Annotated in this window: 15 protein-coding genes and 1 pseudogene; 12 read left to right on the plus strand and 4 right to left on the minus strand. The window is 44.8% G+C overall.

The features are described from left to right. Positions 1–191: 191 nt before the first annotated feature. Positions 192–2,510 (minus strand): polyribonucleotide nucleotidyltransferase, encoded by a 2,319-nt coding sequence (gene pnp / locus ACWJAO_RS11875; protein WP_449140396.1) that lies wholly within the window; start codon positions 2,508–2,510, stop codon positions 192–194. A gap of 197 nt (positions 2,511–2,707) precedes the next feature. Here pnp and ACWJAO_RS11880 point away from each other — a divergent pair, with 197 nt between their 5' ends. The 12 genes from ACWJAO_RS11880 (at position 2,708) to ACWJAO_RS11935 (ending at position 18,384) form a co-directional block, all read left to right on the plus strand. Then, positions 2,708–3,886: a thioredoxin-like domain-containing protein gene (locus tag ACWJAO_RS11880; protein WP_449140397.1), complete on the plus strand. Its 1,179-nt coding sequence runs from the start codon at positions 2,708–2,710 to the stop codon at positions 3,884–3,886. A gap of 182 nt (positions 3,887–4,068) precedes the next feature. Next, on the plus strand, positions 4,069–5,523 hold the full coding sequence (locus ACWJAO_RS11885; RefSeq protein WP_449140398.1) for a sialate O-acetylesterase: 1,455 nt from the start codon (positions 4,069–4,071) through the stop codon (positions 5,521–5,523). Positions 5,524–5,647: 124 nt separating this feature from the next. Further along, complete coding sequence (locus tag ACWJAO_RS11890; RefSeq protein ID WP_449140399.1) at positions 5,648–6,175, plus strand: NUDIX hydrolase; 528 nt, start codon at positions 5,648–5,650, stop codon at positions 6,173–6,175. A gap of 125 nt (positions 6,176–6,300) precedes the next feature. Next, positions 6,301–8,628 carry a type I DNA topoisomerase gene (gene topA, locus ACWJAO_RS11895; RefSeq protein ID WP_449140400.1) on the plus strand — a complete coding sequence of 776 codons (2,328 nt, stop codon included), beginning with the start codon at positions 6,301–6,303 and terminating at the stop codon, positions 8,626–8,628. A gap of 34 nt (positions 8,629–8,662) precedes the next feature. Beyond that, on the plus strand, positions 8,663–9,190 hold the full coding sequence (locus tag ACWJAO_RS11900; protein ID WP_296084190.1) for a shikimate kinase: 528 nt from the start codon (positions 8,663–8,665) through the stop codon (positions 9,188–9,190). A gap of 71 nt (positions 9,191–9,261) precedes the next feature. Further along, entirely contained in the window at positions 9,262–11,154 is a 1,893-nt protein-coding gene (speA, locus tag ACWJAO_RS11905; RefSeq protein WP_449140401.1) for a biosynthetic arginine decarboxylase, read from the plus strand. An 81-nt stretch (positions 11,155–11,235) separates the two neighbouring features. Then, on the plus strand, positions 11,236–12,006 hold the full coding sequence (gene argB / locus ACWJAO_RS11910; protein ID WP_449140402.1) for an acetylglutamate kinase: 771 nt from the start codon (positions 11,236–11,238) through the stop codon (positions 12,004–12,006). A gap of 122 nt (positions 12,007–12,128) precedes the next feature. Beyond that, positions 12,129–12,644, plus strand: coding sequence for an RNA polymerase sigma factor (locus ACWJAO_RS11915; protein ID WP_449140403.1), 516 nt, complete (start codon positions 12,129–12,131; stop codon positions 12,642–12,644). Then, positions 12,634–13,134 carry a pyruvate ferredoxin oxidoreductase gene (locus ACWJAO_RS11920; RefSeq protein ID WP_287599284.1) on the plus strand — a complete coding sequence of 167 codons (501 nt, stop codon included), beginning with the start codon at positions 12,634–12,636 and terminating at the stop codon, positions 13,132–13,134. Before ACWJAO_RS11915 ends, ACWJAO_RS11920 begins: the two co-directional genes overlap by 11 nt. Before the next feature lie 439 nt (positions 13,135–13,573). Then, positions 13,574–13,756 carry a hypothetical protein gene (locus ACWJAO_RS11925; protein ID WP_449140404.1) on the plus strand — a complete coding sequence of 61 codons (183 nt, stop codon included), beginning with the start codon at positions 13,574–13,576 and terminating at the stop codon, positions 13,754–13,756. Between the two features lie 5 nt (positions 13,757–13,761). Next, complete coding sequence (locus ACWJAO_RS11930; RefSeq protein WP_449140405.1) at positions 13,762–15,705, plus strand: site-specific DNA-methyltransferase; 1,944 nt, start codon at positions 13,762–13,764, stop codon at positions 15,703–15,705. A gap of 3 nt (positions 15,706–15,708) precedes the next feature. Beyond that, a complete protein-coding gene (locus ACWJAO_RS11935) occupies positions 15,709–18,384 on the plus strand; it encodes a DEAD/DEAH box helicase (RefSeq protein ID WP_449140406.1) in 2,676 nt (891 codons plus the stop codon). A gap of 115 nt (positions 18,385–18,499) precedes the next feature. Here ACWJAO_RS11935 and ACWJAO_RS11940 read toward each other — a convergent pair whose 3' ends face one another. The 3 genes and pseudogenes from ACWJAO_RS11940 to ACWJAO_RS11950 form a co-directional block, all read right to left on the minus strand. Further along, a complete protein-coding gene (locus ACWJAO_RS11940; protein WP_449140407.1) occupies positions 18,500–18,682 on the minus strand; it encodes a hypothetical protein in 183 nt (60 codons plus the stop codon). A 134-nt stretch (positions 18,683–18,816) separates the two neighbouring features. Then, complete coding sequence (locus tag ACWJAO_RS11945; RefSeq protein ID WP_449140408.1) at positions 18,817–20,379, minus strand: AAA family ATPase; 1,563 nt, start codon at positions 20,377–20,379, stop codon at positions 18,817–18,819. A gap of 811 nt (positions 20,380–21,190) precedes the next feature. Further along, positions 21,191–21,613 (minus strand): annotated as a pseudogene (locus ACWJAO_RS11950) (IS1380-like element IS942 family transposase); the annotation flags it as partial. Positions 21,614–21,799: the final 186 nt, after the last annotated feature.

Here is a 21,799-nt window from a genome sequence, read left to right on the forward strand (position 1 = left end):
GCTGACTTCTTTCAGATTCCGCGTCACCACGGACACCCTTGTCTCTCTGGCTAGACGATTCCCACTACTAGGGCTCGTTAGGGACTTGCACCCATTAGACAACACACATGCTAGTCAAACAAAAAAATGAGGGTGTGTCATGGACTTATGACGCACCCTCTTTATATATAATAATGTGTATAATACTCAGATTATTCTACATCATTGTTGTGATCCAAAGAGTCGTTGAACTCCTTAGGAGCCTGCTCATCATTACGATGCTCGTAACGACGTGGCTGACGAGCTGGACGCTCACCACGACCCTCATGACGATCATCACGACGACCACGACGCTCACCACGCTCTGGACGTGGACGACGCTCACGCTCTACATAACCCTCTGGCTTCTCCATCAACACACGGTGAGAGAGCTTGTACTTGCCAGTCTTAGGATCAATCTCCATCAACTTCACCTTGATCTTGTCACCTTCCTTGATGCCAGCCTCTTCAACTGTCTCAAGACGCTTCCAATCAATCTCAGAGATATGGAGCAAACCATCCTTACCAGGGAGAATCTCTACGAAGCAACCGTAAGGCATGATAGAACGAACAGTACCCTCGTAAACCTCACCTACCTCAGGAACAGCTACGATAGCCTTGATCTTTGCCAAAGCTGCATCGATAGAATCCTTGTTAGGAGCAGATACCTGTACGTGACCCTTACCATCAGTCTCCTCGATAGTGATAGTAGCACCGGTATCCTCCTGCATCTGCTGGATAATCTTACCACCAGGGCCGATAACAGCACCGATGAACTCCTTAGGAATATCGAATGCTACGATACGTGGAACCTGTGGTTTCATCTCAGCACGTGGCTCAGAGATAGTCTCCATCATGCAGTTGAGGATATGCTCACGACCAGCCTTAGCCTGCATCAAAGCCTCCTCAAGAATCTCGAAGCTCAAACCGTCACACTTGATATCCATCTGTGTAGCGGTCAAACCATCGCGTGTACCTGTAGTCTTGAAGTCCATATCACCCAAGTGATCCTCATCACCGAGGATATCACTGAGGATAGCGTACTTGTCCTCACCTGGGTTCTTGATAAGACCCATAGCGATACCAGAAACTGGCTTCTTCATAGGAACACCTGCATCCATCAGGGCGAGAGTACCAGCACAAACAGTAGCCATAGAAGAAGAACCGTTAGACTCGAGAATCTGGCTTACCAAACGAACTGTGTAAGGGAAGTCAGCAGGAATCTGACCCTTCAAACCACGCCATGCCAAGTGACCGTGACCAATCTCACGACGGCCTACGCCGCGCTGAGCCTTAGCCTCACCTGTTGAGAATGGAGGGAAGTTATAGTGAAGGAGGAAGCGCTGGTAGCTCTTCTCGAGCACACCGTCGATAAGCTTCTCGTCCATCTTGGTACCGAGAGTACATGTAGAGAGAGACATGGTCTCACCACGCTGGAAGATAGCGCTTCCGTGAGGCATTGGGAGTGGAGATACCTCGCACCAGATAGGACGGATATCTGTAGTAGCACGACCATCAAGGCGCAAGCCCTCGTCGAGGATGCAACGGCGCATAGCATCGCGCATTACATCATCATAGTAACGGGTAGCCTCAGCGTGCTTCTCCTCCAAGTCTTCCTCAGAAAGATCGGTATGAGCAGCGTCATACTTCTCGAGGAAATCAGCCAAAACCTTGTCGAAAGCATCCTGACGTGCATGCTTCTCCAAAGCCTGGTGGTTGATATCATAAGCTGGCTTGTAAAGCTCAGACTTGATCTGCTCACGGAGTTCCTCATCATTGATCTCGTGGTCGTACTTACGCTTTACGTCAGTACCCTTCTCCTTAGCCAACTCATACTGGAGCTCGCACATAGGCTTAATAGCCTCGGCAGCCACCTTGAGGGCACCAATGAGATCCTGCTCAGAAACTTCCTTCATCTCACCTTCTACCATCATGATGTTGTCCTTGGTAGCACCAACCATGATATCCATGTCAGCCTCTTCCATCTGCTGGAATGTAGGGTTAACAACATACTCACCATTGATACGGGCTACACGAACCTCAGAGATATAGTACTCGAAAGGAATATCTGAACAAGCCATGGCAGCTGAAGCAGCGAAACCTGCGAGGGCATCTGGCTGGTCAACACCATCGGCTGAGAGCAACATTACCTGTACATAAACTTCTGCATGGTAGTTAGAAGGGAAAAGTGGACGCAAAGCACGGTCCACAAGGCGAGAGGTAAGGATCTCCTCATCGCTGGCTTTGCCTTCGCGCTTGGTGAAACCACCAGGGAAACGACCAGCAGCACTGTACTGCTCACGATAATCTACTTGCAAAGGCATAAAATCTGTACCCGGAACTGCATCCTTTGCTGCACAAACAGTTGCGAGAAGTACTGTGTTACCCATGCGGAGAACCGCAGCACCATCAGCCTGTTTTGCAACTTTTCCGGTCTCAATTGTGATGGTTCTTCCATCAGGCAACTGAACACTTTTTGTAATTACGTTCATCTAAATTTAAAAACTTATTGTTTTGTCTAACATCTAAAATATCTAAAACGCTGCAAAGATACCTCTTTAATTATTAATAAACAAATAAATCAGCAATTATTTTCCACTTTTTTAAATAATTTATCTATAGAAGGTGCATTATTCGCAATTTTATTACTATCTTTGCACTCGATAATTTTGCAAAAATAATAAAATTCATGAAGATAACTAGACTCTATTCAGTGGCAGCGATTATGGTAGCTGCTCTGGCATTGACTTCTTGTAACAACAAGAAATTCCATATTAACGGCAATATCACAGAGGCTCAAGACTCTATGCTCTATCTGGAGAACATCAGCCTGAACGGTCCTGTGAAAATCGACTCTGTGAAACTGGGCGAGGATGGTGCCTTTGCCTTCGACGAGGCTGCAATGGACTCTGTTACCCCAGAGTTCTACCGCTTACGCATTGCCAACCAAACCATCAATCTTTCCATCGATTCAACAGAAACCATCAAGGTAAAGGCGGCTTATCCGCAGATGAGTTTCAAATACGAAGTGGAAGGTTCTGAAAACTGCAACAAGATTAAGGAGCTGTCTCTTAAGCAGATGACTCTCCAGAGCAATATCAACGGCCTCGTAAAAGATCCTAACATCGGCAACGATTCTATCGAATCTATCGTGGGCCGCATGCTCCAGGCTTACAAACAGGACATCAAGGCCAACTACATTTTCAAGGAGCCAATGAAGGCATACGCTTACTATGCGCTCTTCCAGACTGTACAGTTGGGTAACATGAATACGCTCATCTTCAACCCTCGCAACAACAAGGACGACGTGAAGGTATTTGCTGCCGTAGCAACCAGTTGGGATACCTATTATCCTGGCGCCGAGCGTGGCAAGAACCTCCACAATATCGCCATCGAGGGAATGAAGGACATCCGCATCATCGAGAACCAGATGGCACAGCAGCAGATTGATGCCAGCAAGGTGAGCGTAAACGGATGCATCGAACTTGCACTTCAGGACAACAAGGGACAGGTACGCCGTCTCTCCGACCTGAAGGGTAAGGTGGTATTGCTCGACTTCCATCTCTTCGCAAGCAAAGAGAGCACCAAGCGTATCATGATGTTGCGTGAGCTCTACAACAAGTATCATGCTGCCGGACTGGAGATTTATCAGGTATCAGTTGACCCTGATGAGCACTTCTGGAAGACCTCTACCGCTGCCATTCCTTGGATTTGCGTACGCGATGAAGATGGCATTCAGGGCAAGAGTCTGGCTCTCTATAATGTTCAGAGCATCCCAACCTTCTTCCTGATCGACCGCAGCAACACCCTGCAGGCACGTGATGCACAGATCAAGGACATAGAGGCAGCCATCAAGAACCTTCTTTAAAATAATCAGGAGTTAGAAGTTAGGAGAGAACAGTTTCGGCTTTTCATCTTCCAGCTTCTAACTCTTATTCTTTAACGCCAGTTCTGTATCTGCTTTTATGACAACATGATGGCAATATCAGAAATACGAACCATACAAGGAACTTAAGAACAAGACAAAGATAAACTTTTAAACCCTAAAAAATGAACAAGAAATTTTTAGCAATGGCAGCCTTGGCACTTATCACAACAGGAGCGCAGGCTAAAGTAAAGTTGCCACACATCTTGGGTGACAACATGATTTTACAGCAAAACACAGAGGCTAACCTCTGGGGATGGGACAAACCAGGAACTACCGTAGAGGTTACTACCTCATGGTCGACACAGAAATATTCTGCCAAGACCGGCAAAGACGGCAAATGGGCGGTTAAAGTACAGACCCCGAAGGCGAGCTACACCCCACTCTCCATCACTTTCGATGATGGCGAAAAGACCACTCTCAACAATGTACTGGCAGGAGAAGTATGGGTTTGCGCAGGTCAGAGCAACATGGAGATGCCAGTAAAAGGATTCGGCAACTGTCCTGTAGAAGGTTACAACAAGGCGGTGCTCGAAGCTAACCAATACAAAGGCGTACATTATGTAAAGATTCCTAGCGTAATGAGCAGTAAGCCGTTAGATGATGCCAACTGCGAATGGAAGGAGGTTAATCCGGAAACCGTAGGCGATGCTTCGGCTACAGGATACTTCTTTGCACAGGTAGTAAACAAGGCTCTTGATATTCCGGTAGGTCTGGTCATGGCAAACAAGGGTGGAAGCCGTGTAGAAAGCTGGCTCGACCGCGACTACCTGAAGAAGAACACCAAGGAAGACCTCGACTCTGTGAAGATGACCAAGAACCCTAAATTCAAGTGGGACTTTCTCTATCCTCTTCTCTGGGGTAATGGTACCTTCCACCCTATCCTCAACTATAGCGTAAAGGGTATTCTCTTCTATCAGGGATGTTCTAATGTAGGTGACCCTGACGGTCAGTACACCAAGCGTCTTGCCGACCTCGTTGCCCAGTGGCGCAGAGACTTCAAGCAGGGCGAACTGCCATTCTATTTCGTACAGATAGCACCTTATCATAATGGCGACGTAAATGGCGATTGGGGAGCTAAGCTCCGCGAACAGCAGTTCAATGCAGCCAAGGTGATTCCAAACAGCGGCATCGTCTGTACCGAAGATCTGGTTTATCCATACGAGGTTGAGCAGATTCATCCATGCCAGAAACAGCCTGTAGGCGAACGCCTTGCACTCCAGGCACTCAGTAAGACTTATGGTATGAAGGGACTCTTCAGCGAGAGCATGACCTTCAAGGAGATGAAGATTGTAGGTGATACTGTAAAGGTGCATTTCGACAACACCTACGGAGCCTATAACCGCTTTGAAGGTATCGAAGGCTTCGAAGTTGCTGGCGAAGATAAGGTATTCCATAAGGCTACAGCCAAGCACTTCTGGCAGGAAGGCAACGATCCTTGGAACGAGTGCGTCATCGTAACCAGTCCTGAGGTAAAGAAGCCAGTTGCCCTTCGCTACTGTTTCCGCAACTTCCAGCTCGGCAATATGGCAAATACAGGCAATCTGCCTCTCTTCCCATTCCGTACAGACAATTGGTAATAATTATCAAAATATCATCAGCGGTCGATCTTTGTTCAACAGTCAAAGACCGGCCGCTTTTCAATTATAACATGATGATAAATTCTTTTCCATTATACATTAATCATTATACATTAATCATAATATGAGTCACGTATTAGATAAGTTTCAGTTTTGCCCGGTTTGCGGCTCTAATCATTTCGAAATCAACAACATCAAGAGCAAGAAGTGTAAGGACTGCGGATTCTCTTATTACCTCAATCCGAGCAGTGCTACGGTAGCTCTCATACTCAACAGCAAGGAAGAACTACTGGTAGTAAGGCGGAAGAAAGACCCAGCCAAGGGGGCACTCGATTTGCCAGGTGGTTTTGTTGACATGGATGAAACAGGCGAAGAAGGTATGGCAAGAGAGGTAAAAGAGGAAACCGGACTGGATGCAACTGAGGTTAAGTATCAGTTCAGCTACCCAAATCTCTACCTTTACTCAGGTTTCATGGTTCATACCCTCGATATGTTCTATGAAGTGAAGGTGAAAGACGACACTCATATAGAAGCAATGGACGATGCAGAAGAATCATTCTGGCTACCATTGAGCAGACTCAATCCTGATGAGTTTGCATTCGATTCCATACGCAAGGGACTCCATCGTTATTTGGAAACAAAATTGGGATAAAAAGGGTTCAATACAGCCAAATATGGCTCCCAAACATTAAAAAAACCAAAAAAAACACCATATAATAAGGTATAAGCAAAAAGTTTACTTACTTTTGCCAACCGAAAAAAATTGTGTATAAGCTTATGCAAGAGAATTTAGTAATCGTCGAGAGCCCTGCAAAGGCTAAAAAGATCGAAGAGTTTTTAGGTAAGGACTATAAGGTTATGTCTTCTTACGGTCATATCCGTGACCTGAAGAAGAAGGAACTTAGTATAAACGAGAAAACCATGGAACCTGATTATGAGATTCCAGAGGAAAAGAAAAAACTCGTTACAGAATTGAAAACGAATGCGAAGAAAGCCAAGAAAATCTGGTTAGCATCCGATGAGGACCGCGAGGGAGAAGCCATCAGCTGGCACCTTTGCGAAGTACTGGGATTGGATGAAGAGAAGACAAACCGTATTGTCTTCCACGAGATTACCAAACAGGCTATTCTTGACGCAATCAAGAACCCACGCCATCTGGACATGAACCTTGTGAATGCCCAGCAGGCACGTCGTGTACTCGACCGTCTGGTAGGTTTCAAGCTTTCTCCTATCTTGTGGAGAAAGGTTAAACCAGCCCTTTCTGCAGGTCGTGTACAGAGTGTTGCTGTCCGTCTGATAGTAGAACGTGAGCGTGAAATCCAGAAGTTCCAGAGTGTTCCATACTATCGCGTTACCGCTATCTTTGCCCTCATCAGCGACAGCGGCAATGCTACAGAGGTAAAGGCTGAACTGGATCAGCGCTTCAATACCCACGAAGAGGTAGAAGCTTTCCTTGAGAAGTGCAAAGACGCTAAGTTTATGGTTGAATCTGTAACCAAGAAACCTTTAAAGCGTTCTCCTGCACCACCTTTCACAACTTCTACTCTGCAACAGGAAGCTGCACGCAAACTTGGTTTCACCGTTGTACAGACCATGATGATAGCCCAGAAACTTTACGAAAGCGGACGCATCACTTACATGCGAACCGATAGCGTAAACCTTTCTACGCTCTGTACCAACGCCAGCAAAGACGAGATTATCAGAGAGTATGGCAAGGAATACAGCCAGGCTCGTGCCTACCACACCAGTTCAAAGGGTGCACAGGAAGCACACGAGGCTATCCGTCCTACCTACATGAACGAACCAACCATCGAAGGAACCGTTCAGGAGAAGCGTCTTTACGAACTCATCTGGAAGCGTACCATCGCATCACAGATGGCTGATGCACAGCTCGAAAAGACAACCATCAACATCAATATCGGCAACACAAGCGAAAAGTTTGTTGCTACCGGCGAGGTTGTTTCGTTCGATGGTTTCCTCAAGGTTTATCTCGAGTCAACTGATGATGAAGAGCATGCTGAGGATGCATCCCACATTCTTCCTGCCCTGAAAGAAGGCGATGAACTGCAGCGCAGAGAAATCCTTGCTACAGAGAAGTATTCTTTGGCTCCTGCAAGATACACCGAGGCCAGTCTGGTGAAGAAACTGGAAGACCTCGGTATCGGCCGTCCATCTACTTATGCTCCAACCATCAGTACCATCCAGCAGCGTCAATACGTGGTAAAGGGTGACAAGACGGGTGAAGAGCGCACATTTACCATAGATTCCCTGAAGGGCATCAAGATAACCCAGAAGTTGAAGAAAGAGATGGCAGGCTCTGAAAAGGGCAAGCTTCTGCCTACTGATATCGGTATCGTTGTAAACGACTTCCTGATGGAGAACTTCCCAAACATCATGAACTATAACTTTACGGCAGACGTAGAGAAGAAGTTTGATGATATTGCAGAAGGAAAGACAGAATGGACCAACTGGATGAAGGATTTCGACAAGGGCTTTGAGCCTGAAGTGAAGGAAGTTCTGGAAGCACGCAACCAGCACAAAGCCGGCGAGCGCAATCTCGGAAATGATCCAAAGACAGGAAAGCCAGTATTCGTCAAGATTGGCCGTTTTGGACCTGTGGTACAGATTGGTTCTGCAGAAGACAAGGACAAGCCTCAGTTTGCCCAGTTGCCATCAGACAAGAGCATCGAAACCATCACCCTGGAAGAGGCTCTCGAGCTTTTCAAACTGCCAAGAGAACTCGGTGAATATGAAGGCATTACTGTAACAGTTGGCTCTGGTCGCTACGGCCCATACATTCTCCATAACCGCAAGTATGTTTCTATTCCTAAGGAGGATGATCCGCTGACCATCACACTGGATAGAGCCATCGAACTGATCAAGGAAAAGCGCGAAGCCGAAGAGAAGCGCCATCTCAAAGTCTTCGATGAGGACGACAAGATGGAAATTCTCAATGGTAAGTATGGTCCATACATTGCTTACGACGGCAAGAATTACCGCATTCCAAAGGCAAAACATGAGAGTGCAGAGGAGCTTACATACGAGGAGTGTATGGAAATTATCAAGGCTGCTCCAGAACCAAAGACAAGAGGCAGAAAGAAGTGATAAACATGTCTCTTTGACAAAGAAACAGAAGAAAATGAAGTCAATCATCATCATAGGATACATGGGCGCCGGCAAGACAACGGTCGGCAAAGCCCTCGCCAAAGACCTTGGCGTTATGTTCTACGATCTCGACTGGTATATCGAGAGCCGAATGCGCAAAACCGTAAAACAGATCTTCGACGAAGTTGGAGAAGAGGGATTTCGCAAAATAGAGCACAATATGCTACACGAAGTGGCAGAGTTTGAAAATGTAGTGGTAAGTTGCGGAGGAGGAACACCATGCTTCTTCGACAACATGGACTACATGAACCAACTTGGCGAAACGTTTTACCTGAAGGCATCTCCTGAGACCCTTCACGCTCATCTGAAGATGGGAAAAGGCGTGCGCCCTCTGCTGCTCAACAAAACACCGGAAGAGGTAGACAAGTTTATCCATGAACAGCTGAAACTTCGAGAGCCTTACTACGAAAAGGCAAAACACATCATCGATATCAACGTGATGGACAATTTTGATAAAATCAACGCTATCGTTCGGCAGATCAGAGACCTGCTGAACGTATAGCCGTATCTAATAAAGTAATATATAATATAAGGTAACAAACAAAACTGATTTCCAGCAAGCAAGATTAGAAAATGAAGAAATGGACTATTGAAGACTCGAAGGAGCTCTACAACATCTGTGGTTGGGGCACTTCTTACTTTGGCATCAACGACAAGGGTGATGTCTATGTAACTCCATGCAAGGACAACACGCAGATAGACCTGCGCGACATCATGGACGAGTTGGCATTACGCGACATCAACGCTCCCGTACTGCTCCGTTTCCCAGACATCCTCGACAACCGCATCGAGAAGACAGCCAGCTGTTTTCAAAAGGCAAAGGAAGAGTATGGATACAAGGGAGAAAACTTTGTCATCTATCCTATTAAGGTGAACCAGATGCAGCCGGTCGTTGAGGAGATCATCTCTCACGGCAAGAAGTTCAACCTCGGACTGGAGGCTGGCTCTAAGCCTGAACTCCACGCCGTCATAGCTGTACAGGCACAGAGCGACTCGCTCATCATCTGCAACGGCTACAAGGATGAGAGCTACATCGAACTTGCCTTGCTGGCTCAGAAGATGGGCAAACGCATCTTTATCGTGGTAGAAAAGCTCAACGAACTGGATATCATCGAAAAGGTAGCCAAAAAGCTCAACGTAATGCCAAACATCGGTATCCGCATCAAACTGGCTTCTTCCGGTTCTGGCAAATGGGCTGAAAGCGGTGGCGATGCATCTAAGTTCGGTTTGACCAGCGCAGAACTGCTCACGGCCCTCAAGAAGATAGACGAGATGGGATTCCACGACTGTCTGCGCCTGATCCACTTCCATATCGGAAGTCAGATTACCAAGATTCGTCGCATCCAGACCGCTCTCCGTGAGGCAGCCCAGTTCTACATTAGTCTCCACAAGATGGGCTACAATGTTGATTTCGTAGATTGCGGTGGCGGACTCGGTGTAGATTACGACGGCACCCGCTCTTCAAGCAGCGAGAGTTCAGTAAACTACTCTATCCAGGAGTATGTAAACGATTGTGTCTATACATTCGTAGATGCTGCCAACAAGAACAATATCGAGCACCCTAACCTCATCACCGAGAGTGGCCGCTCGCTCTCTGCCCATCACTCAGTCTTGGTCATCGATGTCTTGGAGACTGCTTCCCTGCCAGAGATGCCAGAGGAGTTTGAGGCTAAGGAAACTGACCACCAGCTGGTGAAGGATCTCTATGAGATATGGGACAACCTGAATCCTCGCAACATGCTGGAAGACTGGCATGATGCCGAGCAGATTCGCGAAGAGGCATTGCAGCTCTTCTCTCACGGCATCGTAGATCTGAAGACCCGTGCAGAAATTGAGGCGATGTACTGGAGCGTGTGCCACGAGATCAACAATCTTGCCAAGCACATGAAGCACGTACCTGAGGAACTCAGAGGATTGGACAAGATTCTTGCCGACAAGTATTTCTGCAACTTTTCTCTGTTCCAGAGTCTGCCAGACAGTTGGGCTATCGACCAGCTCTTCCCTATCATGCCTATCCAGCGGCTGAACGAGCGTCCTACCCGTAACGCAACCTTGCAGGACATCACCTGCGACAGCGACGGAAAGATTGCGAACTTCGTAACCGACGGTCATATCGGCAATGTTCTTCCTCTTCATCCATTGAAGAAGAACGAGCCATACTATCTCGGTGTGTTCCTCGTTGGTGCCTACCAGGAGATTCTGGGCGACATGCACAATCTCTTCGGCGATACCAATGCTGCCCACATCTCAGTAAAGGACGGCAAGTATTGCATCGACCAGATATTCGATGGCGAGACCGTAGAGGAGGTTTTGGATTACGTACAGTATAATCCAAAGAAGCTCGTCCGCCAGTTGGAGCAGTGGGTAACCAAGAGTGTGAAGGAAGGCAAGATTTCGCTCGATGAAGGCAAGGAATTCCTGGGCACCTATCGCAATGGTCTCTTCGGATACACATATCTTCAGTAAGAATTAACAGTTGATAGTTAATAGTTTACAGCAAGATTGCCCTATAAACTATTAACTATTAACTATAAACTAAACTTAAAGATGGAAAAAGTAACAGTAGTAAAGGTAGGCGGTGCCATCGTTGAAGACAGCGAGCAGCTGGCACAGCTCTTGAAGGATTTTGCAGCCATTCCTGGCAAGAAGGTTCTGGTACATGGCGGTGGCCGCCGTGCCACTAAGGTAGCCGCAGCCCTCGGCATAGAGAGCAAGATGGTGAACGGACGCCGCATCACCGATGCAGACATGCTGGAAGTGGTAACAATGGTTTATGGCGGTCTGGTCAACAAGAACCTGGTTGCCAAGCTTCAGGCTAACGGCGTGAATGCCCTCGGTCTGACAGGAGCAGATATGGACGTCATCCATAGCCACAAGCGCCCATTGAAAGATGGCATCGACTTCGGATTCGTAGGCGATGTAGAGCGTGCCAACGGCAAGATGCTCCAGACCCTGATTAATGAAGGCATCACCCCCGTGATGGCTCCATTGACCCATGATGGCAAGGGCAATATCCTCAATACCAATGCCGACACCATCGCCAGCGAGACTGCCAAGGCTCTGGCTCCTTACTACGATGTGACATTGATATACAGTTTTGAAAAGAAAGGCGTGCTCAGTAATCCTGAGGATGCCGACAGCGTGATTCCAGTGATTACCCATGCCGATTTTGAGAGATACAAAGCAGACGGTACCGTGGCAGGCGGCATGATTCCTAAGCTGGAGAATGCCCTTGCAGCTATTGATGCTGGTGTGAAAGAGGTGATTATCACCCTTGCTACCGCCATCGACGGAAAGCACGGAACGGTTATTAAGTGAAGAACGAAGAGTGAAGAGTGAAGAATTCATTACTCTTCTTTTCTTAACAAGAGTTAAAAATAGAAATAAATCAAGATTGGTTGTAACTTTCTTATAACATAGTCGTCATTAATTATAGAGGGATGAAAGAAATCAGTTTTCAGAACGATGTTTTGCCGCTGAAGAACAAACTCTTCAGGCTGGCCCTTCGCATTACTCTCAACTGGGAGGAAGCGGAAGACGTTGTGCAGGATACGCTGATTAAAGTCTGGAACGCCCGCGACAGATGGCAGGAGCTTGACTCCATCGAGGCATACAGCCTCACCATCGCCCGCAACCTCTCGCTCGACCGCATCAAGAAGATGGAAAATCAGAATGATTCGCTGGAAGAGCAGAATACAGAAAGGTTAGACGAAAACACTTCCACCCCCTCCGAAAGGATGATTCAGAAAGATAAACTGGACATCGTAAGGAATATTATCGACGAGTTGCCTGAAAAGCAACGAAGTTGCCTGCAGCTTCGAGACATCGAAGGAAAGTCCTACAAGGAAATAGCAGACATCCTCTGCATCACGGAAGACCAGGTCAAGGTGAACATCTTCAGGGCTCGTCAAACAGTTAAACAAAGATTTCAACAATTCGACAGATATGGATTATAAGTACATCAACCAACTTTTGGATCGCTACTGGAAGGGCGAGACTTCTCTCGAAGAAGAGGAGATTCTCCGCGCATTCTTCAGCCAGGACGAGTTGCCTGCCGAGCTGAAGCCATACCAAGCGCTCTTCTCTTACGAGATGGGCGAGGCTAAGCAAGAGGCGCTGGGTGATGACTTCGACCAGAAGATGATGGCGATGATTGAGGATGAATACACCAAGAAGCCTAACAAGGCGAAGGTGATATCATTGACAGAGCGCCTGAAGCCTCTCTTCAAGGCTGCTGCCGTGGTAGCTATCATCCTGACATTGGGCAATGCTGCTCAGGTTCCTTTCCAGAACAATGACATTGATTCTGTTGAAAACGTAGGATACATCAAGAGTGGCAAGGGCGTGTCCGTAGCCATGGGAGATTCTGCTTCGGTTGATTCTATGCAACGCACAGGCATCGATCAGGTAAGCACTCCAACAACGTCTCCAACGTTATTAAAGTAGATTATTTCTATGCTTTCTCTATAAAAAAATCATGTTTAGTAAAACAATTCTGAAACTGTGAAGTTTCAATTCTCTCAAATTTTTCATAACATACTAACGTAATAGGGCTGCCAGGATGTACTGGCAGCCCTTACTTATTTATACAATAAGAGGCTGCCCTCACGGGTTGCCTCGTATCGGATAATACGCACCATATGGACTTATTACTTAAAACGAATGATAAATGAAAATATTTCCCTCATTTATGCGAGAGTTTAGAAAAAAGTTTGTATTTTTGCAGTGGGTTCGTAATAAGGCGTCTTACAAGATAAAATCACGTAACCGAGAAGTCATCTTCAAGGGCATCGAGCTGTCGTACTTACGAAGGAACAGCTTTACCAATGGAAGCAATTCAAGGAAGGTAAAACTATAAGAATAATAAAAATAAAAAAGTAAAAATATGTATCAGAATGAAGGTTATTGGAATGTGAAGCCTAAAATCAAGGCTGTATCGTTCCCAAAGAAAGGTAAGTTTGAAGTTACCCTGCAAGACGGTCGTTCTATAACGATGCCTATTTCTGCTTTTCCAAGCATGAAGAAAGTGCCTGTTAAAGTCCTTACTCCTCATTCCCATAAACTATAGATATAATGCCAACACTTAATTGGATAGGAAAAAACAAAGTGGTGGGGCATCATAATGATGTACCCTATCATGTATTGGAACATCAATACGGTTATTCTGCCGAAAAAGGGCAGACAACAGAACCAACCCATAGTGGCAACATGATTATCCATGGAGATAATCTGTTGGCACTCAAATCTCTCATGCCCATATATGAGGGAAGAATCAAATGCATCTATATAGACCCTCCTTACAACACAGGTAACGAGAATTGGGTTTATAACGACAATGTTAACGACTCTCATATCAAGAAATGGCTTGGAGAAGTAGTGGGCAAAGAAGGAGAAGACTTGAGCCGACACGACAAGTGGCTCTGCATGATGTATCCTCGTCTCGTATTGATGAAGAAGTTATTAAGCGAGGATGGTGCAATCTTTATTTCTATCGGCGATGCAGAAGATGCTCAATTACGTAAGATCTGCGATGAGATTTTTGGAGTAAGTTGCTTTGTAGCTAACATAGCTTGGCAAAAGACCTATTCGCCAAGAAACGATAAGAAGGGATTACCTACCGAAACGGAACATTTATACGTGTATGGTAAGAACCCAAACTGGACACCATACAAGCTCGAACGCACCGAGGAAATGGATTCCAAATACAAGAATCCAGACAATGACTTTGCATTATGGAGAAGCGACAATCCTTGCGCCCCTAACGCAAGGACTCACCAAACGATGGTTTACGCCATCCAGCATCCATTTACTGGTGAACTTTTATATCCATACAATGCTTCATGTTGGCGTTACCAACAAACAGACATGCTTAATCACATGAACGGTTGGTGCGAATACGAATTGCGCGACATCAACGATGCAGACCGCAGAGCCGAGATTTGTGGTGTCTCGCCAACTGAGGTTAGGGAAGGCATCAAGGCTATCATGCTAAAAGAACCTTTAGAAATATCACAAGCCAAGGCTAAAGCCGTGTATGAGAGAGGGCAATGGCCTAAGTTCTACTTCACGAAAGGAGGCTTGGGAGGCATCGCACGTAAAACATACCTTACAAAGGTTGAGGGCAAACTTGCCACAAACTTTTGGCCCTACTCAGAAGTGGGTCACACTGATGAAGCAAAGAAAGAAATCAAAACCATCTTCGAAGGCAAATGCCCATTCGAAACACCCAAGCCCACCCGCTTATTGAAACGCATCATTGACATAGCGACGGAAGAAGACAGCATCATTCTCGATTGCTTTGCAGGAAGCGGGACTACAGGTCATGCTGTATTGATGGAGAACCAACAGAAGCCTGAAAGCCAACGCAAGTTTATCATGATTGACATCATGGACTATGCCGAAACGGTTGCTGCCGAACGTATTCGCCGTGCCATTTCAGGCTATCCCTTCAAGGGCAAGAAAGAAGAGGAAATCTACAGCAAGAAGTTGACTGTCAAGAACATTCTCAAAGCCGAGGAAATTTTGAAAGAGGCAGAAGCCGTCTCTATCGAAAAGGCCAACGAATATACCAAGATTAGCAAGCCAAAGATTGCAGACAACTGCCTGAAAGTAATCGGCACGAAAATGTATGATGACAAAATGGAAGGCTTAGGCGGTGCATTCGACTATTACGAATTAGGTGCCCCACTCTTCAACAAAGATGGCAATTTGAACGAGGAGGTCGGCATAGACAAGATAAGAGAATACATATACTATGCCGAGACCAAGCAGCCTCTCTTACGCCAACAAGACAAGGACGAAGAATTCCTACTCGACGAGTACAACCGAGCAGGCTATTACTTCTATTATCAAACAGACAAGGCAACAACATTAAGCTTCGACACATTGGCAAACATCGTAAAAAACAAGCACGAGATGTACATCATCTACGCCGACCGTTGTTTGCTCGATGAGAAGTTCATGACTGAGCATCACATCAAGTTCAAGAAGATACCACGTGACATTAAACGATTTTAGATTATGGAATTAAAACAATATCAGCAAGCAGTCCTCAACGACCTTGCCCAATACATAGATATCCTAAAGGAGCAAAAAAGCAACCACAAGGCTTTCTCTACCTACTGGAAGCAAAATGGCATTACCCTCCAACAAGGTGAAGAGACCTTTCATCCCTATTGCGACACCATGAATGGAGCTCCAAACATGACGATAAAAGTACCTACCGCAGGAGGTAAGACTTTTATCGCCTGCAATGCCATACGCACTATCTTCGACGCAATGCCTGTGAATAGGACTAAAGTCGTAGCATGGTTTGTACCATCAGACACAATACTCAAACAGACATACGAGAATCTAAAGAATCCACAACATCCTTATCGTCAAAGAATTGATACGCTCTTCAATGGAAGAGTTGAAGTGTATGACAAGCAAGCCCTTCTATTCGGTCAAAACTTCAACCCAACTATCATAAAAGAGCAACTGAGTATTTTCGTATTGAGCATCCAATCATTTGCCACGAAAGCCACAGACAAGCGATTAGTGTATAACGAGAATGAGAATCTTGCCGAGTTTGCCAAGACCTACTCTCCTAACGAGAAACATATCGAAGGTGCCGACGAGACCTCACTCATTCAAGTCATCGCCCATCTCAATCCCGTCACGATTATCGACGAGAGCCATAACTTCGAGGGTAACCTGCGCATCGATACACTTACTAACATCAACCCTTGCTTCGTGCTCAACCTGACAGCCACTCCACGCAACAAGAGCAACATCATCAGTTTTGTTGACCCAGCAAGCCTGAAAAGAGAAAACATGGTCAAACTCCCTGTCATGGTGAGCAACTACCAGAATCATATAGATGTAATCAATAGCGCCATAGCCCTCAGAAAGAACTTGGAAGACAAAGCCAAGAGTGAAGAGACGAATGGCGGCGACTATATTCGTCCTATCGTCCTTTTCCAAGCACAACCCAAGAATGACGAAGACAGCGTAACCTTCTCCAACATCAAGGCTAAACTCGTGAAAGCAGGAATCCCAAATGAGGAAATCAAGATAAAGACAGCCAATCAAAATGAGCTGAAAGGCATCGACTTGATGAGCCGAGAATGTCCTGTGAGATACATCATCACAGTCAACGCCTTGAAAGAAGGATGGGATTGTCCGTTCGCCTACATCTTGGCATCGGTAGCCAATCGCTCTTCCAAGATTGACGTGGAACAAATATTAGGCCGTGTCTTGCGCCAGCCTTACACGAGACAGCATGGCAGCGCCTTGCTCAACATGTCGTATGTACTCACATCATCCACCAACTTCCACACCACCATCGACAATGTGGTGGAAAGCCTGAGAATGTCGGGGTACAGCCGTCGTGACTATATCGCAAACGACACGACGACAAACAAGACGGATACACCAAATGAACCTATGCTAAACTTCAGAAACGACGAAGCTCTAAAACTTGGCTGTGTTAACGATCCCAAGAATGACGAGACCGCCCAAGAAGAGCAATCCGAATGGAACTTTAAAGCAGAAGACATCATCATGCCTTCTACCTCACAACAAAAAGCGATACAAGAAGACTCCGCCACCATTTCGCTCATGAAACAGGCGGAGGAAATGAGCCGAACTTACGAACGGCAAGTGAAGGAATCCACCAATAGTGGAATATGCGAAGAAATCATGCAAAAGACAAACATATACCCTATCAGAAAAAGCTACGAAGATTTAGCAGAGAGTATCTTATTGCCCAAGTTCTATGTCAATACCGAAAAAGACTATGGGATATTCGGTACAAGCAGCACCAAGATTCTCGTTACTCCAGAAGTATTGCTCGAAGGCTTCAATCTCTCGGCAGAAGACCGTCACATCGAATTCAACTATAACACTTCCAACATCAGAAGGATTGACATTGACAAGAACAACGAGAATGACATCACCGCTTTTGCTGTCAAGGAGAAAGAGGCCTTCGAATTAGAAAACTTCTATGGCAACATCCAAGACAAGAATAGCATTATCGTTCAGTTGTCTAAGTCCATCAGAGACGATATAACACAAGACAACTGCATATCTGACGGCGAATTGCATACCTACATTACAAACGTGCTTCAAGATTACGACTTGTCGCAACTCCAAATGTTAGGAAAGAACTTGAATGAGACCGTGCAGTCGTTCAAGAGCAAAGTCAAGGCTCTCAAAATATCCTATGCCAAGAAACAATTCGAGGGCAAGATACGCTCCGGGCAAATCTCTTTGCAACCCACAGAGCATCTCCCTAACGACATTATATTGAGCAAAGACAAGGCACCAGCCATTGAGAAGAAAATGTATCAAGAGGAAGAAGGCTTCAATGGGTTTGAGAGAACAGTCATTGAGCAGGTAATCAGCCTTGACTGCGTAAAATGCTGGCACCGCAATCAAGAAAGAGGGAAAGGTTTCTGCATCAATGGTTTTATCAATGCTTATCCTGATTTTATCATTATTCTCAACAATGGCGTCATAGTCATGTTAGAAACCAAGGGCAATCATCTTGATGGTTCTGACAGCCAGAACAAGTTGGCTTGTGGAGATACATGGTCTAAGTTGGCTGGAGCTAAATTCTACTATTTTATGGTATTTGAGAATTCCCCCATAGAAGGAGCGGTAAGTATCAATACTTTCATCAACAATCTCCAGCAATTAGGGGCTAATCAATAGAGAGCATCGACCAGCAACTCTATCATAAGTATTTCCTTGCTCACGAGATGAAATCGCCTTTATAATGGCTTGACTATACAACAAAAACAATCCCTATAGCGATGATAAACCATTGCTATAGGGATTGCCTTGTAAAATTAATTAGAAAGGCTAACTTTTCCATTCTCTGAGCAGACGATGCGCTGCTCTGTTCCGAGAGTTTCTTGCTGGCAGGCTGTTCTGCGCTTACCACAGGAGAAGAAGCCTTAGCCAGAAGCAGGCAAGCCGCTAAAATCATGTATAAAACTTTCTGTCTCATGCGATATTTCTTTTGTTTTTGCTAATAATACGATTGGGAAGGGGGATATACGTAGTATTTGCATAAAAACAAATTTCAAAAAGCCCCGACTACATCTAAGTAGCCGAGGCATTCCTTCAAAATCATCAATCTTTTTAAGCTTCTTCTATCTTCCAATCCCCTATCGTTCGTTTTTGGCTATCATAATTGATTCCTACTTTAACCAATCGCTTTTCATCTGCCGAATAAGGTATCAGATATCCCTTATCATTTATCTGCCTCAAAGCCTCATCTGCCGACTTATCATATTTCAACTCTATCACATACACGGTATCAGGCATGTGCAGAACGGCATCAGCCCTACCTATTGCACTATCTTCTTCCACCAGGATATAAGCACCCAAGAGGTTGAAGATGAGATAGAACACCGTTTGGAAATCTTTCTCGTTTTTATTAGACAGACGGTTGGAGATACTAGCAAGATAAGCTTGCATCTTCTGAAGGGCGCCATCCATGTTGTTGCTATATAGCTGTTCCAAAAAGGCAAAGATAAAACTATTATTATCCAATTGAATTGGAGACAGATAGTTTGGCGCCAGCGATTTCAACATCCCTATGCGCACTTCCCTGTTAGGATAGTCCAGCTGATAGCATTGCAATAGCGGATTATACTTCTTGATGGTAAGATAACCACTCTGGTAGAGCAAAGGAAGCGCAGAAGTCATCTGCTCTGGCGAAACATCAAAGTCATCAACCCCTACACTTTTCTGCTCAATATCCATTACTCCCACATGATACTTCTGCAAAGTCTTGATGAGATAACTTGGTGTACCGGAACTGAACCAATAAGCCGAAACCTTTTTATTCTTCAAGGCCTTCACAAGACTGAAAGGATTGAATATATCTTCAGAATGATCACTGAAATGATAGCCATCATAATATGACGTCAGTTCACCTATTGTATCTTCTGAGGTTCTGCCTAAATGCTTTGCCAATAGCTCCACATCTGGCTTCATATCATTCAGAAGTTCCGCCTTACTAATACCGCAGATAGCAGAATACTGGTCGAACATGCTGATATTATCCAGGTTGTTGATTTCACTAAATATACTTAATTGAGAGAACTTGGTAATACCAGTAATAAAGACGAAACGCAACCAAGGGTCCAAGTATTTTATAGGGCTATAGAAGTTCTTCATGATCAAACGGAGTTCTACCAGATTTTCCTTCTCATGCACGACATCCAGCAATGGAGCATCATACTCATCAATGAGAATGACTACCTTCTGTCCCGTCTGCTTATAAGCACGCTTTACCAGACATTCCAAACGCTGGTTAGTCTTAATAGCCCAATCTTCCGTACCATAGATTTGTTCCAGTTGGCTTAGCTTACCTTCCAATTCATTGATTAAATCAGCAGGATTCATGTGCTTTGCCGTGCTCATATCAAAATGAAAAACTGGATACTTTACCCATTCCTTCTCATAATCCCCAAGGGCAAGCCCTTCAAACAGATTCTTTCTTCCTTCAAAATAAGCCTGAAGTGTAGAGACAAAAAGAGACTTTCCAAATCGTCTTGGGCGACTCAGAAAAAGATATTTGGATCCATTTCTTACGAAATCCACAATATACTTAGTTTTATCCACATACACATAGTTTTCTTCTCGTATCTCAGAGAAGGTTTGTATGCCCACCGGATATTTTCTAATCTCTTCCATAGCTTTTCTTCTTTATATTCCGCTGCGAAGTTACGAAGAAAAATGCATATATGCAAAGGTTTCATCGAAAAATTTCAATGTTAACAAACCTAACTCGCTCTAAATTGGACTTTGATTGAAAATCAAGAAGTTGGTCGTTTGCCTATATTATATAGGTAACAATATGGAAACGAGCGGACTTCTGCTCGTTTCTGTATTTTGCAATATGCAAAGAACGCCTCAATTCGGGGACAAAGATACGATATTTTTCTAAATATCCCATGACTATATAGGAGAAATTTATGGAATTTAGAACTTTTGCGTAAAATTCTCTACCCGATAAGCTGGTTTCTTAGAAAATATTTGGAGAAGGCGAATTAAAGCCACATTTTTGTAGCTATAAATCCCACCACTCCTCTCAACGATGTGTACTAAGATGAGGTTTTACTTTTTATTTGGATATATGAGCTACGACAAACAACTAATATATATTTAACAATTAGTCTTACCCTCAAATCCGCAACCTATAGGGTTTCGTGGGATTTTGCTTGTAAAACGACAAAAATTCTTTTATTGTACATATTCCTTGGGCATAACAGAAACGTCGTAAACACAAAATCCCCTTACCTCATAAAGCGACTTGAGGTAATACGCCGGTTTAACCAGAAAAGCATGGCCTTTAACCAAAGTCTGTCTTGAACAGGTTGGCATAAGCATTGTTGTCTGAGTAAATGTTCAATACATGCCTACGTGATGTCTTAATCCATTTCGCAGGAACAGAGATGAACTTGAAAACAAAGGTCTTGATTCTGCTGGTGGCACGCAATCCAAAATCATACTCTTGACCGGATTTCAATTGGCCAGTAGCAAGCAGGGCATTGACCAGTAAGCAGTTCATCTTGTCTGCAGTATTGAAATCATAGGATTTGCCAGAAGCAGACTTATAGGTGATGCTCTTAAAAGTCAGTTCTTCGATAGCACGTAATATGGTGTCTGCGCTGCAAGTGCGAAGAGTTGGATGAAGAGACAAATGTTTCATCAAGTGAGTTGTAACATCCTCAATACATGAGCCACCACAAAGATATACGCACATCAGAGAGCGTAGAATCTCACTATATTGATAACCAAACATAGTGCATCTCAATCCCAAGGAGGAATCTATGGTTTGAGCTAAAAGAGCATCAAATTGCTCCATAATAGAAAAAAATCCCCCAAAAGGAGTGAGTTTCTCGGATTTTATTTGTACTTTTGCCATGTCATTCAGAATTTTGTTTGTTTTTATTTTGCAACACTAAGATAAGTGAAATTTCTGAAATGGCAAAATCCTGAGCAACTTTTTGTTGCTCAGGGTATTATAAAAGTTAAAATTTATAGTGTTGCGGAATTAAGGTATATGTCTCGGTTACCCATCCATAGAAGTTCACAACTCTCAGATTTCGGA

It is taken from the genome of Segatella sp., assembly GCF_977051555.1.